The organism is Colwellia demingiae (assembly GCF_007954275.1).
GTDB classification, from domain to species: Bacteria; Pseudomonadota; Gammaproteobacteria; order Enterobacterales; family Alteromonadaceae; genus Colwellia; species Colwellia demingiae.
Genome location: NZ_VOLT01000003.1, coordinates 194,981 through 210,043 on the forward strand (window position 1 = coordinate 194,981; position 15,063 = coordinate 210,043).

The window sequence follows — 15,063 nt, forward strand, 5'->3', positions numbered from 1 at the left end:
TCGTATGCTTATTTAACTACTCCAAAATAGATAAAGGGAAATGTCATGACAGAAATCAATACAATATTATATGCTACTGATCTCGGAAAACATACAAGACCTGCTTTTCGTATGGCGGTGAGCCTTGCAAAAAACAATAACGCAAAAATTCATTTTCTCTATGTAATAGAACCGATGAATACCAATACAGCGTCACTGGTTAACTCTTATTTACCTGAAGGAACCATAGAAGAATTATATCAGCGTTCAGTTGATGAATTGCATGAGAAAGTTAAGAATCGTATTGATAAATTCTGCCTAGAAGAATTAGACGGTGAAGAATTCCCAGGTGGCAAACCTGTAGCAGACATTATTGAAGGGTCACCTGCCACTACAATAATCAGTTTGGCAGAAGAAAGAAATGTTGATCTTATTGTAATGGGCAGTCACGCACATAGTGTATTAAACAACCTGTTTATCGGTTCAGTCGCAGATAAAGTAGTTAATCGAACAACTACTCCGGTATTACTAGTACCACTCAAAAATGACTAGTGTGAAGGAGTCGCTTATGTAATATCCCCAAACTAAAGAGGTTTGATATATTACTACTGACTTCTACAACATTCACATTTTAGACATTTTTTTGATACTAAAAAGCCGTCTCAAAAGGACGGCTTAGTACGAAATAATAAGTTTATAAATAACCGTTAATTAATAGACCAGTTAGACAGAGTAGACCCGCCATTTCTAAAGAGCGTTCTACATAGTTAATCATTCCCGTTTACTCTCTCTATTTTGTTGCAATGAATATCAATACTATTGATTGTATACAACTGATTTAAGCAGAATAACGGACTAATCAACCCTATTGGTAAGTGATTTTTTATAGTCAAATTTACAAGCCTGATATACGTGTTCTGATATTTCATTACCAAAACATCGCGTGTGCACAAACTCGCCATCTTCCGCATAGACACTTGAGTTATAAAGTATATATTTCATTTTGGACTTACCGCACACCATCGCAGGGAAGTTTGAAAAGGACTCAAATTTAGCCAGCTTGATCATCATTTGCTCTAAACATGATTTGTCGAATTGAAACTCAGACACATGATGACCCACATATTCGTCTTCAGTGTAGCCTAATACATTTAATTCATGCTCGTTAGCATATTTAATTATGCCTTCAGGTGAAACCGTGTGGATGCCAATATTTGCATTTTCAATAAAATCTACAGCATTTTCTATAAGCACTTATTTAGCCACCTTAATTACGTTATTCAAAAGTAATTATATTCATTATTTGATAATAGGTAAAATATAACGTGAGAATACTTGATACTCTATTACTAGGCTTTGCAAGTTATCTATTCGTTCAACAGTATCTATAATTTAGCTAAATAACTACTAATACTTAACAAACGCTTCGAATTAATATCTAGCGTCGGCTGAATGTAAGACGAGTTAATAAATACCGACATCAAGGCCGGCAGCCATAGTCATACCAAGTTCCTCACATTGCTCAAGAAACATAGTCTGCCAGTCTCCGCGACATACTAAGGGGGGTTGAATCCAGTTCCATCGTAAGCCTGTACAGATAGATTCAACTGCTCGACAAGTACCAGTGCCGTCATTTCCAGCGCGCACATATAACGCACAAGGCAATCCCTGTTTTACTTCTAAACAAGGGTAATAACAGCGGTCAAAAAAATCCTTCAAGGCTCCACTCATATAACCGAGATTTTCAGTGGTCCCCAGAATTATCCCATCACAGCTTAAGACATCTTCAGGAGTCGCCTCTAAGGGTTGTACCCAACGTGTTTTGACTTGATCAATATCAGGATGCTGCGCGCCTTTTAAAGCCGCTTCAGCCATTAATTGCGAATTGTCAGAAGGTGCATGCGCTACTATTAGAAGTGTTTTCATTGTTATACCCACATTAACTTAAAGCACCCTTTAGAATTAAAAGGATCAGCAAAACTTAGTCCATGCTTTTAGATTACAACTATTTATAATAAAAATCCTCTTTAGGATTGTTATCCTCTGCGTTGAAGAATCTTGTAGGAGAAATATTATGAGCTTTGTTAGAAAAAGTGGCTTCAAATAATACGATCAAATTTATGAACTGAGATAGCTCAAATTATACGCACTACCGAAGAACAAACTGATATTAAGTATGGGGCGCTATGCACACATAGCTTTGCGGGAGTTAATGACCAAAGCTTTGAATGAAACTGCAGAACAGGATATTGAAATACAGCAGATAATTAGTAATAACTTATCTATGTTGCAACAAGCCTTTACTGAAAAGCTTGAACAAGCTAAAAAAGAAAACGGTATCAGCGCGTACAAAGATTGTGAACACTTAGCGAGATATTTTTTGATGGGAATATATGGTTTAAGAACTTTTGCACAAACTCATCCAGAGCCTGAAGTATTAAAGCAACTCGCAGAGCAACGTTATCAAGATGTTTTAAGGTAACTTTTAACAGTGAAAATTCAAAAGATAATGACTGTTATTGAGCAATAGCGAAAATGAGAAGTGTTTTCATGCTTATACTCACATTAACTTAAAACATCCCTCTAAAAACAGATAGTTCTGCGATACCTTGAATGCTCTCCCCTACTGAGGTTTTGTAAGCTGCTTTAACTGAATTGATTCTTTAATTTCAATGCATTTTGCAAGTAAAGCTACTATCACTAAAGCGAATATAATCCTCACCCACAATATTGCAATGACATCAGCACCTAGCAATAAAATCAATAAAGTATCTTCAATCAAACTATGAGCCAAGCTTAAAAAACTAATAGAGAGCAATACATCTTTTTTACCAATATGGCCCTTTTTTATTTCTGAAATGAGCAAACCAGCTCCGTAACTTAAGCCCAAAGTAATGCCTGTAATGGTAATACTGCTAGCGTCCTTCGTGATACTCAGTAATTTAAAAATTGGCGATAGTAATTTTTGCAATAAGCTTTCAACACCTATTTTTTTAAGTATTCGCAATAATATAATTAATGCTGAGATAATAAAGAATATACCCACCAACATTTGTAATTGGTCTAAGCCCCATTGCATTAACGTTTGCTCTTTTATCTCGTGCTGCCAAAGCAATACAGCGGCCTGCTGTTGATAATCCAATGCAGTATAGAACCAGTTCACCAGCGCAGCTAAGAGTAACCCTCCTCCTATTTTTAAGCTTATTGTAAGTCGCCAGCTAACCCCAACCATTTTAGCAACAGCACCTTCAATGGGAACGGAGTGAGAAATTAAAATTAAAATACCAATCACGGAGACCTGAGCCACCGATAGTTCGAGTTGAGCTGTCGTATCAACAAACACGACCATCGCTGTAAATATATTAGTTAAAATGGCGGTTGCCCAAACGAGTCCTAACTGCTCTGGCAGTCCGACAAACTTCATCAAAGGAGCTAGCATTTCAGCTAACCATTGGGTTCCTCCTAGTAAGTCTAAAATTTTTACTATTATAATCGCTGGCACCATCACTTTTAATAACGTGAGGTAAACTTGGCTAACTTCTTGAAATACACTTTTTATAGTTTTAACAAACATAAGTACTGCTCTACTGCTGAGTTTTATAAGTAATATAATAACGACTCAACCAAGAAATAATTCCAATTAATCATCGGTAAAGTTAATATAAGTTTCTTTTTATTACGATTATGTTAATTATGTTTCTTGATAGACTAGATAAAGCAATTCTCCGTCAATTACAAAGTGACGCGTCAGTGAGCAATGTAAAACTTGCAGAAATAGTTAATTTATCTGCACCCGCTTGTTTAAAACGAGTGAAACGGCTAGAAGATCAAGGTGTCATTAATAAAAGAGTTGCCCTATTGGATCAAACTAAGTTTGGTAGTTGCCTTCATATGATTGTTGAAATTATGATGCATCAGGATAGGTTAGATTTAAATGAGACCTTTAGCAAAGCCATAAAAAATTGCGAGCAGGTACATGAATGTTACAAGGTAACGGGAGAAGTAGATTTTGTGTTAGTGGTCGTAGTACCTGATATGCCAAGCTATGAGGCATTCTGTGAAGAAATCTTATACCAGCACTCAAATATGCGTAATTTCAGAACCTTAATTTCAATGAACCGAATAAAATATGACACTAAAGTTTATATTCCAATTGATTAATTACTCAAAATTGGACGACATATTTAAGCTGAGGTAATATTTTAACTGTATTTCCTACAGCTAAATCTTGTACTTTGATTTCGATAGCTCAAAACTCTAGGGCTTTTACTTAACAGCATAGACTTTAATATTATGTTTTTATTTCCACTTAGCGCACAAGGTGATCATAATCTATAGCGTTATCTACTCCTTTATATTATAAACCTGACCTTTATTCATAATGGTATAGCAGAGGGTACTAAATCCTATGATGATTTAGTGAAGTGATATACAAATTACTAGATATAAAAAAACATCAATCATTACAATTGATGTTTTTTAGAATAAAAAATTCTTAGATAATTAGAATTATTTCTTAAATCGACGTGCTGCTAGTCCCATTAGACCTAATCCAAAAATAGCAATTGTTGAAGGTTCAGGTACTGGTACTGAACTAACTACAACATTATCTAGACCGAACGCCTCATCACTCCAACCTTGGTTAGTATTGGCCTGAAACCCAAAACTAATTGATGGATCAACGTGAGACAAAGTTACTGAGTAATGATAAGTACTAGCCCCGCCATAAAAGTGTCCAAAACCAAATGCTGTTTGATCATGTGATACTAATTGCCCTGTCGTTGGGCCAACAATGAATCCACCGGAATGACCATAAAAATCTGTAAACTGTGATACACCATTAATAAGAAACTGAAAATTGTCTCCATTATTAACGCCATCAAGACTACGTAAACCATATACATCAAAGTCAATTGTTATTGATGAATGTGCTGCAAGACCGTTAAGGGTCAATATTGGTGTTTCACCATAGGTTAAATCTCCAAGGAAATTTGTTCCTGTAGCTCCGCCATTCATTATATCAGTAGGACCAGTGAATCCTGCTGAATCAGATTCAAAATCATTAGAATATATTAGTCCCGCATTGGCGACATTGATTAAGCAGCTCGCAGAGATTATTAATCCAGCTAGCGTTTTAGTTAAAAATTTAAATCTCATTTGATATTCCTTTTGAACCTTTCATAACAAATTTGAAAGGTAATTATTAAAAGTGAAACTTCATCACTTTCTTTACTAAAGCAAAAAACAAGCCAATAAAATAATTACTAATAAATTCAAACAGGTAAAATATACACTAACGACTATCATGTGTAATTGTAAAGTAACCTGACATAATCAACTTTATCAACTATTTGATATAATTACATTATATTAACAAATGCATATTTTAGTTACTTTTAAGGTGATAATCGTATTAGATGGTTAAATTCAACTTAAAACTACAGGTAAGTTATCTAAATAATCCAATGTAAATCATCTAAAACACAAATATCAGTAGTGTAATTGGTGATGCCTGTAAATATGCCTCACCCTAATGTAGAAAAAACCATTCTGTTTATGATGAAAACCCGGAAAAAATAGCGCGTTTAAACATCTTTGTTCAATGGTTAACGCAAGAAATGATCAACTAACTAATCAAACGTTAAGGCTTGTAATAGGTGTATTCGGTATACGGTCAGTTACTCCACTCCTGCTCTAGCTTTACTCGTCAATAGAGAACATCACATTAACAAATAAAGCACTAATTAATTCTTTTCTTGCTTTGATGATGCCTAGTCGGTGTTGCTGTGTGTCTTGACGATTGTCTTAGCTGTTGCTTAGGTACTGTTCTAGTCACTGGGCGATTATAAACAGCCTGTTTTTTAGCTGATGATCTGTAAGCTTGCGTATTCTGAGCTGCTTTCTTGTGCTTGACTTGCTTATAAGCTTGTTGATTTTTTATTTGATTGCTTGCCTGATACTTTGCTTGGTATTTATTAGGGTTATGCTGTTTTACCTTATGGCTATTATTTGCCACCACCGCTTTTGTATAATGTTTGCCTTGGTTATTATTTCGAACATTACTACCTTTATAATTACTCTGAAGTGCCTTGCTATTACGTGCATTGCTGTTACGAACTTTCGAGTTGTTCACGTTTGCGCTTCTAACGACTTTATTATGCTTAATGGCTTTATTTTTGTGGCTATTACTTTTAGAAACACGATTTTTATGAGCATTATTACTATGAATTTTGTTTCTATGAACATTACTTTTATAAGTGTTAGTACTACGAACACTTGGCCGTGAACCATAATATTTTTGCTTTAATCGTCCGCTGCTATATGCAACACCGCGTCTATGTTTTGGCTGATGATTCCAACGTTTTGCACTATGACTTGATACTATTTTTTTTCTGGGATGATAACCAGGACGGTTATAGTGATTCACTACCACATGGCGGTTATGCCAATGAAAAGCACTGAAGTAAAAATGACTGCTGATGTGTACGCCATGTCCCCAATAAAAATGACCATAATGAGCAGCATAATAATTAGGGTTACGCCAATAAACAGGCGGGTAATGTGTCCAATGCCAGCGACCATAAACTACGCGAGTATCATAATAAGGTACGTAAATAACCTCAGGTTGTGCTGGTTCAATGATAATAATTTTCTGCTCTTTTATCACATTAACATTATCCATATTTGCCAAATTACCAGCTTGGTCAGCCTGTTGTCTCAACGTTTGAATGCTGGCAAGCACTCTGGCTTCATCTTGTAGAAAAGCATTACCGAGTTCTTGCATCCAAGTAAGGTCTTCACTTAATTTACTTATCACACGTGGAAAAGCTAACAATGCTTTAATACTGGCATCCCAATCTTTTTTCTGTGCCTTTTTTTCTACTTGTGCTGGAGTTAATTGCGAATGCTTGTTGAGCCACCGCTCTGCTTCAATGACCTCAATTGGGTAGGTAGACGCAATTAAAATATGCGTTAGCAAAGTATCTGGATACAAGGCAATGGGCGCTAGCGTTTGAGCAAGCTCTGCTTCAGATAGCACAAACGCTTGCTCCTCTTCTGCGTCTAATGAGGCTGAGAAAACAGTAGAGGTAAATAGTGTAGTGGATAAAAGGAGTACTCCTATTATCGCAAGATGTTTTAATACTGTGGAGTGAAAGTACATGAGCTCACCTTTATTCATAACTAATCTTATGGTTAGCATACGACTGTTTAGCTGAACAAAGGCTGAACATACTTAAAGCGCACTTAAAGCATTATGAAAATAGCGGTTTCTCCTATTCAATCTGATTCTTATTGAGTATCCCTTGTTCAACTAACTTATTTTGAATAATAGCGCATTTTTCTTTTAACATATCTCGTAATAAGCGTACTGCAGGAGTAATCGACTGCCTACTTGGGCATACCAGCCATAATTCAGTTTTTCTTGGCTGATAATCAGTCATGACACTAACGACGTTGCCCGCAAGTAAATCATTAGACATATCAAGGCATGATTTTACTGCAATGCCTTTCCCTGCAACACACCATCGCCTCACTAAATCACCATCATTCGATGCTCGATTGCCTTTCATTTTTATTTTAACTACATTGCCTTTATGCTCGAACTTCCAAACATCGTGAACTACATCATGGAGTTGATAAAAAAGTCCGTTATGAGCGCTTAAATTATGCGGATGTTGTGGTGTACCATTATCTTTCAGGTACTGGGGAGTTGCACAAAGTATTCCTGGCACATTACATATTTTAAAACCATAGAGGTTGGAATCAGTGGGTGAGCCATAACGTATTGCAACATCAACGGAATCTCGGTAAAAATCAATATTGCTATCGCTAATATTCAATTTCAAACCAACGTTAGGATGCTTTTGTACCAATTCATCAAGCCAAGGTGCAACCAAGTTACGGCCTAAGTCCGATGATATTGCAATACGAAGCTCACCATCGACAATTTCTAAATCGTCGCGCATATTTTGTTTAGCTTGCTCAAGCATTAACAATGCTTGCTGACATTGAGGAATATACCTTTCCCCTGCACTAGATATTTTCAACTGCCGTGTTGTTCGGATAAATAAATCAACACCTAGTGCCGCTTCAACCCGTTTTATAGCAGCACTTGCTGTTGCGGTTCGCATATCAATACTTGCAGCAGCTTTAGTAATATTTTTAAATTCGGCTACTTTAAGGATGACTTGTAGGTCTTCTAATAACATATTGTCAAATATTTTTTGATAATGATTCAATTATTATGCTGTTTATCTTTACTAAATCAAGTTCTATTATTATCACCGTTAGCAGCACTTAAATTAGCAGCCTAAATTAGCAACTTGAATTAACAGCCGGAGAATACACATGAAAGCCATTGGTTATAAAAAATCGTTACCCATTAGTGATATTGAATCTTTAGTCGATATTGAATTACCACAGCCGATAGCCACTGGCCGAGATATTTTAGTAAAAATAAGCGCTATTGCCGTTAATCCTGTCGATTATAAAATCAGACAAAACAAGCCTTCAGAAACGGATGAATATAAAGTAATCGGTTGGGATGCTGTAGGTAAAATAGTCGCTATGGGTGAACATGCGACAAAATTCCAGTTAGGTGACAAAGTATATTATGCCGGTGATTTAACTCGTCAAGGAAGTAACGCAGAATACCAAATAGTTGACGAACGTATTGTTGGCCATAAGCCTAAAAGCTTATCTGATGTTGAAGCCGCAGCCCTGCCATTGACAACAATTACCGCTTATGAAATGTTATTTGAACACCTTGCGTTACCTAAGATAATACCCGATTCATCTGAAAAATCTAACGACGTTATTTTAGTTGTTGGCGCTGCTGGTGGTGTCGGCTCTATTTTAGTTCAGCTCGCCAAAGCGATTACCGGTGCAACAATTATTGCGACAGCATCACGAGAAAGCTCAAAAGCGTGGGTAGAAAAACTCGGGGCTCACCATGTTGTCGATCATACCAAACCACTGAAGCCACAAATTGACGCCCTTAATATTGGCCAAGTTACACATGTTGCGAGCCTTAATGGCACAGAGAGTTATTTCGATACTTATATTGAGTTGCTCGCACCTTTTGGCAAAATTGCCATGATTGATGATCCTCAAAAACCTTTAGACGTAATGAAATTGAAATTTAAAAGCTTGTCATTACATATCGAGTTTATGTTTGCACGCTCAATGTTTAATGCTGTCGATATTGAAGAACAAAGTCACTTATTAAATCACGTATCCGATTTAATTGACCATGGCTATATTCAAACAACGGTAGGCAAAGAGTTGGGTTTAATTAATGCCGACAACTTAAAGCTTGCCCATGAAGAGTTAGAGTCAGGAAAATCTATCGGGAAAATAGTGTTACAAGGCTTTTAAATCAATCACTTAATTACTTAATTACTTAATTACTTAATTACTAAAGGAATGAACATGACCCAATTAACCATTGTCGCCAATATAAAAGCCGCACCTGATAAAATTGACTTAGTAAAAGCCGAGCTTTTAAAACTTATTACTATGACCCGTAGCGAGCAAGGCTGTATTAATTATGATCTTTACCAAGATAATGACAATCCCGCTCAGTTCATATTTTATGAAAATTGGGAAACTCGTGAGTTATGGCAAGCACATATGGCCAATGATCATTTGAAAGAGTACATGCAAGCAACAGAAGGTGCGGTTGAGACCTTCACTCTCAACGAAATGACAAACATTAGCTAAGTTAATGATGAAAAGGAGTTGTGCTAAATAACGGCAACTTTTTTTCGAGAGTTAAATAATTAGATTGAAAAAAAGAAAAGTTTTACGCTAACCTTTCAAAAGTGACTTAACAACGACTTCACATTGACGGTGTATTTACGTTTTATTTACTTTTATTAGTAAAGCTCAGGGTAAATTGTGCTCCACCTAATGTTGTAGAGTTACCAATATGCAATTTACCTTGGTAACTTGCTACCAAGTCTCGCACTATCGCCAAACCTACGCCATGTCCTGCTTCGTATGTATCAGCGCGAACTCCACGTTCTAGTATTTGCGTAATTTGCTGTTCTTTAATACCAACGCCATCATCTTCTATACACATGATTAAAGCTTCATCTTGTTGGTTAATTGTCAGTATAATAGTGCTTTTCGCCGCTTTATAAGCGTTATCAAGTAAATTACCTAACAGTTCCAGTAAATCAGCTTCATCACCTTTGAAGGTGATGTTTCCAGTGAAATTAAGTGTTAATTCTTTATGTTCGCCCTGATAAATCTTTGCTAAGGTATTTAACAATTTATCGACAACTGGTTTCACCTCAATCCCTAACAGCCAAGACGAATGCCCCGCACTCTGCGCACGTTTTAGCTGGTGATCAATGGTGGAATTTATACGATTTATTTGCTCTTGATTAACGGCAGAAATTCCCCTTTGAGCTTGCATTACCGCTAGTGGGGTTTTCAAGCTATGAGCAAGATCTGATAAAGCATTTCGATAACGTTGCCTTTGCTTTTGCTCTGTGGCTAATAATTGATTTAATTGAGTGGTGAGTTGAGATAATTCTTTGGGGTATAAACTGGTTAGCTTTTCAGCTCTGCCCTGTTCAATCGCTTTAACTTCCTGCTCTAAGGTAGACAAAGGTTTTAACGTCCACATCAACCATACAAGTTGCAGCAATAATATAATCACCATCAAAATAGCTAAACCAAACCAAAGTTGCTGTTTAAAGTCGCTGATAAGTTGTGAAAATACTTGTTTGTCTCTAATAATATGTACAGTGAGTGGAAAGTTAACTCTTCCCTCAGTAAAACTTACTGCATAGCTATAAATAAAGTGCGGTGAGCCATTAATTTCAAAGCTTGAAAATGTTTTATCTCCCGTTGTCAGTGTCGCTATCTCCCCTGATAATTGCGTATCAGGTATATTAATAGTGAGCAAGGATTGAGAGCTCCATAAAATATCATTTTCTAGTATTGCATCTGATGTTGCCTTAACTTCATGTTTAACCGGACCTGAAATAAATGCGTATAAACCTGAATCGCTGACATTAAACTGGTTCTCAATTAAGGCTTCAGGCATCACGAGATTAGCTTGTTCCACTTCTGCAACCGCCAAAATAGAATAGCTATAGGCACTTAATTCATTTTCTATACTGCGCACCATATGTTTTTCAAAGGAATTCATGATGATAAACGCTATGGTTGGCAATATAATAACCACCATCGCCAATAAGCTCACCATTAAACGTAATTTAAGGGAGTTCAGGAAAGCATTAAAAAATGATTTGATAAAAAATTTAATATGTAAAAGCAAGAATGAACCTAATCAGGGAAGTTAAGCTAAGTAAATTTAAGTAAACGATAGCCTTGGCCACGCTTAGTTTCAATGAAATTATATTTGCTATCAGGGTCAAGTTTTTTACGTAAACGTCTGATAAACACCTCAATCACATTAGAGTCTAAATCGAAATCTTGATCATAAATATGTTCAGTTAAAGTGGTTTTAGAAATGACTTCACCTACATGTAACATTAAATACTTAAACACTTTAAATTCATGAGCACTTAAACTAACGCTTACCTGTTCTACCAGTACTTGCGATGTAGCGATATCCAAACTATATGGACCATTATTAATCGTGGTACTGGCTTTGCCCGCACTACGTCTAATCAACGCATTTAAACGTGAAGTGAGCTCTTCTACATGAAAAGGTTTAGTTAGATAATCATCTGCCCCCGCGTCTAGACCAGAAACTTTATCTTGCCAGCGATCGCGAGCAGTAAGAATTAGAATAGGAAAATTACGGCCCTTTTCTCTGAGTGCTTTTACTACCGTAGTACCATCAATCTTTGGTAAACCTAAATCGATAACGGCAATATCATAGTCATACTCAAGCCCTTGAAATAAGGCAATCTCGCCGTCAGAAGCGACATCTACCGAATAGTTTTGTAAAAGTAATTGTTGTTGAAGTTCTTGCTGTAAGGCCTGATCATCTTCAACTAAAAGTAAGCGCATTGACTTTTCCTTTCGAGTGATTTACTCATTAATTCTTTTCAATTTTACCGGTTTTGGCATTGACCTTTTTCGATACCACTTGCCCATTGGGTTTTACAATTTTCACTTTATAAGCGGTATTATTTTTTTGTTTTTTTACTTTCAAGACAGTACCGCCATAACGCTTTTTCACGAGTTTGGCCGCTTGCTGTGAGCTAATAGCTTGTTGTTTCTTTTTCGCATTAGCTTGCGTATCTGCCGCCACAGCAGTTGTACTTAAAGCAGTCACAATTATAAATAGCGTGAAGAAAAGAACTCGTAACATCATCTCAATACCTAATGCAGATAAAACCTATAGAGCACTCAGTGTAAAAGAATGCTTGCCGCAAATAAACTAAGTTTAACGATAGGGGCTGTTAATCTTTCAGTTTAGAGCTCTGTTGTATTTGAAAAAGGTAACAATCGAGGCGCTTAATATAATGTTTGCTTGTTCCAAAGGCATATTAAGCAACAAAGAGTGGCCCTTTTTCAAACCAACCCAAAAGGGCTATGGCTAATTTTCAACCTACCATCGTTGAAAATCATTTAAAGTAGTGTGACTACATAACACTCTTTCCGCCTTGTTATCTTAACAATTAGTCAATAGCAGAGACTAACTTGAAAGGTTAACAGTCCCTATATTACAAAAATCTAACTGAACGGAGTATGAATACTTATATCCTTTATAAATCTACATGACAGAAATCATCAGTTGGCATTATTAACATGTTCAGCTTGAGTTCATTTAACTTGCGCTTTAATGGTCTTAAATAGATATAGGAAGGATTTAATGATGAACAATTCTATCAAGCAATTAACATTAAAAATAACATTAAGGTTTTCACCAATATTACTAACTACTTTACAGTTAACACTTATGTTAACTCTCATGATGATTACACTACCAAGCTTTGCTGTAGCAGCCGACAATGCAAATGAGATAGCAGACACAGCGAGCACTACTGACATAACAAATACTAAAGTCATTCAAAGTTACTCAAGCGGCCAAGTAGCAAGTTCAACCAGCAGCGCATCACAGGAGCAAGTATTAAAAGATATTAGACAAAGAGTACTACTCGGCGATAGCGACCAAGAAAAAAATAAAGCATTAAACACTACTCGCGAAAATATGATTACCCAAAAGCACCTGCAAGCACGTAAAAGCAGTACAACTAAAAACATGACAAAATCACTAAGATTAAACCAGACCAGTAGAAGCTTTAGCGATGGTACTTTCGTCATTTATGAAGGCTATTCACAACTAATTGAAGATCTCGATGCTGATGGATATTTTCAGACTTTTAGTGTGACTTTTGATGCCGATTTAATTACCGGTAACCCTCATGATGAGGCGGTTGTTTATGCTGAATTGTACTTAAGTGAAAATGGTGGTCCTTGGGTACATTATTACAGCACTGACAGCTTTGTTATTCATGGTGAAAGCTCAGATGATGAGTTCGAGGTGTATAGCACTTTAGAACAAGGTTTCAATGCCAACTATTACGATGTCCTCATCGATATTTATGAAGAGGGTTATCCCAATATCGTTGCTTCTTATAGCAGTGATGACAGCAATAGCTTATATGCGCTTCCCTTAGAGAGTAGTGACTATGACCTGGAATATATAGAGTATTACAGTGAAGTACATACTGATGGTGGTAGTAGTTCTGTCATTGCTTTAATAATAATGATGATTGCTTTATCAATACGTCAATTTAAATTTAAAGGGTAATTCCAGTGAGTAGAGAGAGGTAAGCTAAGTAGGTAAGTTTATTCCCTACTTTCTCCTCTTAAATCCAATCAAATGAAATCAATATCTACTTTCTAGCCACCAAATGGACCGTGCTAGTTGAACGCTCTAAAAATGCCCCTTCACAGTAAGCAAAGTAATAAAGCCATAAACGTTTAAACGTTTCATCATAATCATGCTGAGTCAGGTCCAGCCATGACGCCAAAAAGTTGTCTCGCCAATGCGCTAATGTTTTAGCGTAATCAAGACCAATATCATCTAGGGATTCAACGACTAGCTCACTGTGGTCTGTAATATTTTGAGTCAATACATTCACTGACGGTAAAAATCCACCAGGGAATATATAGCGTTGGATAAAATCAACGTTATTTTTGTAATAGTCAAAACGTTGATCGGCAATGGTAATTGATTGTATAAGTAATTTACCGCCAACTTTTAATCGGTCATTGCACTGCTTAAAGAAACTAGGTAAAAAATCGTAACCAACCGCTTCTATCATCTCAATAGAAACCACTTTGTCAAAACTACCAGTTAAATCGCGATAATCCTCTTTCAGTAAAGTGATTTTATCTGTTAAGCCTAACTTTTCTATACGGGCCTGTGCATAGGCATACTGTGCATCAGAAATAGTGGTTGTCGTGACCCGGCAGCCATAATTCTGAGCTGCGTATATAGCCAAACCACCCCAGCCTGTGCCTATTTCCAGTAAATGATCATTTTCATTCAGTGATAGTCGTTGGCATATGGTTGCTAATTTATGCTGTTGAGCCTCGTTCAACGAGGAATTATCTGTCGGGTAAATAGCAGATGAATACATCATATCGGGGTCTAAAAATCGGGTGTATAACTCATTACCTAAATCATAATGGGCCAAGATATTACGCTTTGAACCTGATTGAGTATTTCTATTTTGCCAATGACTGATGGTATTTTTCAACCGATTCAACCATGACTTGTTTGCTTCCAGACTATCAGTTTGTTGTTGTGCTTTTGCGAAAACTCTAATGACATTGGTTAAATTAGGACTACTCCATTTACCATCAATGAAAGCCTCTGCTGCGCCAATACTACCGCCCTTAACAAAGTCGCGATAAACGCTCGGATCATGGATATGTATTTTACCTTTAATGCTTTGTTCGCCAACCGTTTGAGGAAAATAAGAATGAGTGGAGCCTTCTACAATTTCTAATTGACCGTAGGTAAGCTTGGAGAAAATGTTTAGAACTAACGTGCGACAACGTTTATCTAACCAGTTAGCGGTTTTTAATACCCGAACCCCTTCAATTTTTTCCATTTTTATTCTCCTAATTTTAATTGAATTC

At 36.5% G+C, this 15,063-nt stretch carries 16 protein-coding genes; 6 read left to right on the forward strand and 10 right to left on the reverse strand.

Annotated features, from left to right (window positions below):
* The first annotated feature begins 45 nt into the window (after window positions 1-45).
* The gene (locus ESZ36_RS06505) at window positions 46-531 is read left to right on the forward strand and encodes a universal stress protein (protein ID WP_146785285.1); all 486 of its coding nucleotides are present in this window, start codon (window positions 46-48) and stop codon (window positions 529-531) included.
* Between the two features lie 303 nt (window positions 532-834).
* On the opposite strand, the gene ESZ36_RS06510 is transcribed toward ESZ36_RS06505, so the two are convergent.
* The gene (locus tag ESZ36_RS06510; RefSeq protein ID WP_146785288.1) at window positions 835-1,233 is read right to left on the reverse strand and encodes a PAS domain-containing protein; all 399 of its coding nucleotides are present in this window, start codon (window positions 1,231-1,233) and stop codon (window positions 835-837) included.
* 210 nt (window positions 1,234-1,443) lie between these two features.
* Window positions 1,444-1,905, reverse strand: a complete 462-nt coding sequence (locus ESZ36_RS06515) for a flavodoxin family protein (protein ID WP_146785291.1) — start codon at window positions 1,903-1,905, stop codon at window positions 1,444-1,446.
* Between the two features lie 286 nt (window positions 1,906-2,191).
* Here ESZ36_RS06515 and ESZ36_RS06520 point away from each other — a divergent pair, with 286 nt between their 5' ends.
* Window positions 2,192-2,461, forward strand: coding sequence for a hypothetical protein (locus tag ESZ36_RS06520; protein WP_246129008.1), 270 nt, complete (start codon window positions 2,192-2,194; stop codon window positions 2,459-2,461).
* Window positions 2,462-2,602: 141 nt separating this feature from the next.
* Here the strand turns inward: ESZ36_RS06520 and ESZ36_RS06525 are convergent, their stop codons facing one another.
* Window positions 2,603-3,553: a nucleoside recognition domain-containing protein gene (locus tag ESZ36_RS06525; RefSeq protein WP_146785293.1), complete on the reverse strand. Its 951-nt coding sequence runs from the start codon at window positions 3,551-3,553 to the stop codon at window positions 2,603-2,605.
* A gap of 119 nt (window positions 3,554-3,672) precedes the next feature.
* Here ESZ36_RS06525 and ESZ36_RS06530 point away from each other — a divergent pair, with 119 nt between their 5' ends.
* Complete coding sequence (locus tag ESZ36_RS06530; RefSeq protein WP_146785296.1) at window positions 3,673-4,140, forward strand: Lrp/AsnC family transcriptional regulator; 468 nt, start codon at window positions 3,673-3,675, stop codon at window positions 4,138-4,140.
* A 348-nt stretch (window positions 4,141-4,488) separates the two neighbouring features.
* On the opposite strand, the gene ESZ36_RS06535 is transcribed toward ESZ36_RS06530, so the two are convergent.
* From ESZ36_RS06535 to ESZ36_RS06545, 3 genes are all read right to left on the reverse strand, one after another.
* Window positions 4,489-5,136, reverse strand: coding sequence for a PEP-CTERM sorting domain-containing protein (locus ESZ36_RS06535; RefSeq protein WP_146785299.1), 648 nt, complete (start codon window positions 5,134-5,136; stop codon window positions 4,489-4,491).
* A 583-nt stretch (window positions 5,137-5,719) separates the two neighbouring features.
* Window positions 5,720-7,141, reverse strand: coding sequence for a DUF3300 domain-containing protein (locus ESZ36_RS06540; protein ID WP_146785302.1), 1,422 nt, complete (start codon window positions 7,139-7,141; stop codon window positions 5,720-5,722).
* 112 nt (window positions 7,142-7,253) lie between these two features.
* On the reverse strand, window positions 7,254-8,189 hold the full coding sequence (locus ESZ36_RS06545; protein ID WP_146786125.1) for a LysR family transcriptional regulator: 936 nt from the start codon (window positions 8,187-8,189) through the stop codon (window positions 7,254-7,256).
* 139 nt (window positions 8,190-8,328) lie between these two features.
* On the opposite strand from ESZ36_RS06545, the gene ESZ36_RS06550 reads away from it, so the two are divergent.
* Window positions 8,329-9,357 (forward strand): zinc-binding alcohol dehydrogenase family protein, encoded by a 1,029-nt coding sequence (locus ESZ36_RS06550; RefSeq protein WP_146785305.1) that lies wholly within the window; start codon window positions 8,329-8,331, stop codon window positions 9,355-9,357.
* Between the two features lie 54 nt (window positions 9,358-9,411).
* Entirely contained in the window at window positions 9,412-9,702 is a 291-nt protein-coding gene (locus ESZ36_RS06555) for a putative quinol monooxygenase (protein ID WP_146785309.1), read from the forward strand.
* A gap of 142 nt (window positions 9,703-9,844) precedes the next feature.
* Here the strand turns inward: ESZ36_RS06555 and ESZ36_RS06560 are convergent, their stop codons facing one another.
* The 3 genes from ESZ36_RS06560 to ESZ36_RS06570 all read right to left on the reverse strand — a co-directional run bounded on the left by ESZ36_RS06560 (window position 9,845) and on the right by ESZ36_RS06570 (window position 12,280).
* Window positions 9,845-11,200 (reverse strand): ATP-binding protein, encoded by a 1,356-nt coding sequence (locus ESZ36_RS06560; RefSeq protein WP_170235787.1) that lies wholly within the window; start codon window positions 11,198-11,200, stop codon window positions 9,845-9,847.
* A 98-nt stretch (window positions 11,201-11,298) separates the two neighbouring features.
* Complete coding sequence (locus ESZ36_RS06565; protein ID WP_146785312.1) at window positions 11,299-11,973, reverse strand: response regulator transcription factor; 675 nt, start codon at window positions 11,971-11,973, stop codon at window positions 11,299-11,301.
* A 28-nt stretch (window positions 11,974-12,001) separates the two neighbouring features.
* The gene (locus ESZ36_RS06570) at window positions 12,002-12,280 is read right to left on the reverse strand and encodes a PepSY domain-containing protein (RefSeq protein ID WP_146785315.1); all 279 of its coding nucleotides are present in this window, start codon (window positions 12,278-12,280) and stop codon (window positions 12,002-12,004) included.
* 501 nt (window positions 12,281-12,781) lie between these two features.
* On the opposite strand from ESZ36_RS06570, the gene ESZ36_RS06575 reads away from it, so the two are divergent.
* Window positions 12,782-13,723, forward strand: a complete 942-nt coding sequence (locus ESZ36_RS06575; protein WP_146785318.1) for a choice-of-anchor H family protein — start codon at window positions 12,782-12,784, stop codon at window positions 13,721-13,723.
* An 85-nt stretch (window positions 13,724-13,808) separates the two neighbouring features.
* Here the strand turns inward: ESZ36_RS06575 and ESZ36_RS06580 are convergent, their stop codons facing one another.
* Entirely contained in the window at window positions 13,809-15,035 is a 1,227-nt protein-coding gene (locus ESZ36_RS06580) for an SAM-dependent methyltransferase (RefSeq protein WP_170235788.1), read from the reverse strand.
* Between the last annotated feature and the right edge of the window lie 28 nt (window positions 15,036-15,063).

Coding starts and splice junctions, on each gene's coding strand:
- ESZ36_RS06580 (WP_170235788.1), bottom strand. CDS start 15,035: ATGGAAAAAATTGAAGGGGTTCGGGTATTAAAAACCGCTAACTGGTTA.
- ESZ36_RS06545 (WP_146786125.1), bottom strand. CDS start 8,189: ATGTTATTAGAAGACCTACAAGTCATCCTTAAAGTAGCCGAATTTAAA.
- ESZ36_RS06530 (WP_146785296.1), top strand. CDS start 3,673: ATGTTTCTTGATAGACTAGATAAAGCAATTCTCCGTCAATTACAAAGT.
- ESZ36_RS06535 (WP_146785299.1), bottom strand. CDS start 5,136: ATGAGATTTAAATTTTTAACTAAAACGCTAGCTGGATTAATAATCTCT.
- ESZ36_RS06550 (WP_146785305.1), top strand. CDS start 8,329: ATGAAAGCCATTGGTTATAAAAAATCGTTACCCATTAGTGATATTGAA.
- ESZ36_RS06505 (WP_146785285.1), top strand. CDS start 46: ATGACAGAAATCAATACAATATTATATGCTACTGATCTCGGAAAACAT.
- ESZ36_RS06560 (WP_170235787.1), bottom strand. CDS start 11,200: ATGGTGAGCTTATTGGCGATGGTGGTTATTATATTGCCAACCATAGCG.
- ESZ36_RS06515 (WP_146785291.1), bottom strand. CDS start 1,905: ATGAAAACACTTCTAATAGTAGCGCATGCACCTTCTGACAATTCGCAA.
- ESZ36_RS06540 (WP_146785302.1), bottom strand. CDS start 7,141: ATGTACTTTCACTCCACAGTATTAAAACATCTTGCGATAATAGGAGTA.
- ESZ36_RS06525 (WP_146785293.1), bottom strand. CDS start 3,553: ATGTTTGTTAAAACTATAAAAAGTGTATTTCAAGAAGTTAGCCAAGTT.
- ESZ36_RS06555 (WP_146785309.1), top strand. CDS start 9,412: ATGACCCAATTAACCATTGTCGCCAATATAAAAGCCGCACCTGATAAA.
- ESZ36_RS06570 (WP_146785315.1), bottom strand. CDS start 12,280: ATGATGTTACGAGTTCTTTTCTTCACGCTATTTATAATTGTGACTGCT.
- ESZ36_RS06520 (WP_246129008.1), top strand. CDS start 2,192: ATGACCAAAGCTTTGAATGAAACTGCAGAACAGGATATTGAAATACAG.
- ESZ36_RS06575 (WP_146785318.1), top strand. CDS start 12,782: ATGATGAACAATTCTATCAAGCAATTAACATTAAAAATAACATTAAGG.
- ESZ36_RS06565 (WP_146785312.1), bottom strand. CDS start 11,973: ATGCGCTTACTTTTAGTTGAAGATGATCAGGCCTTACAGCAAGAACTT.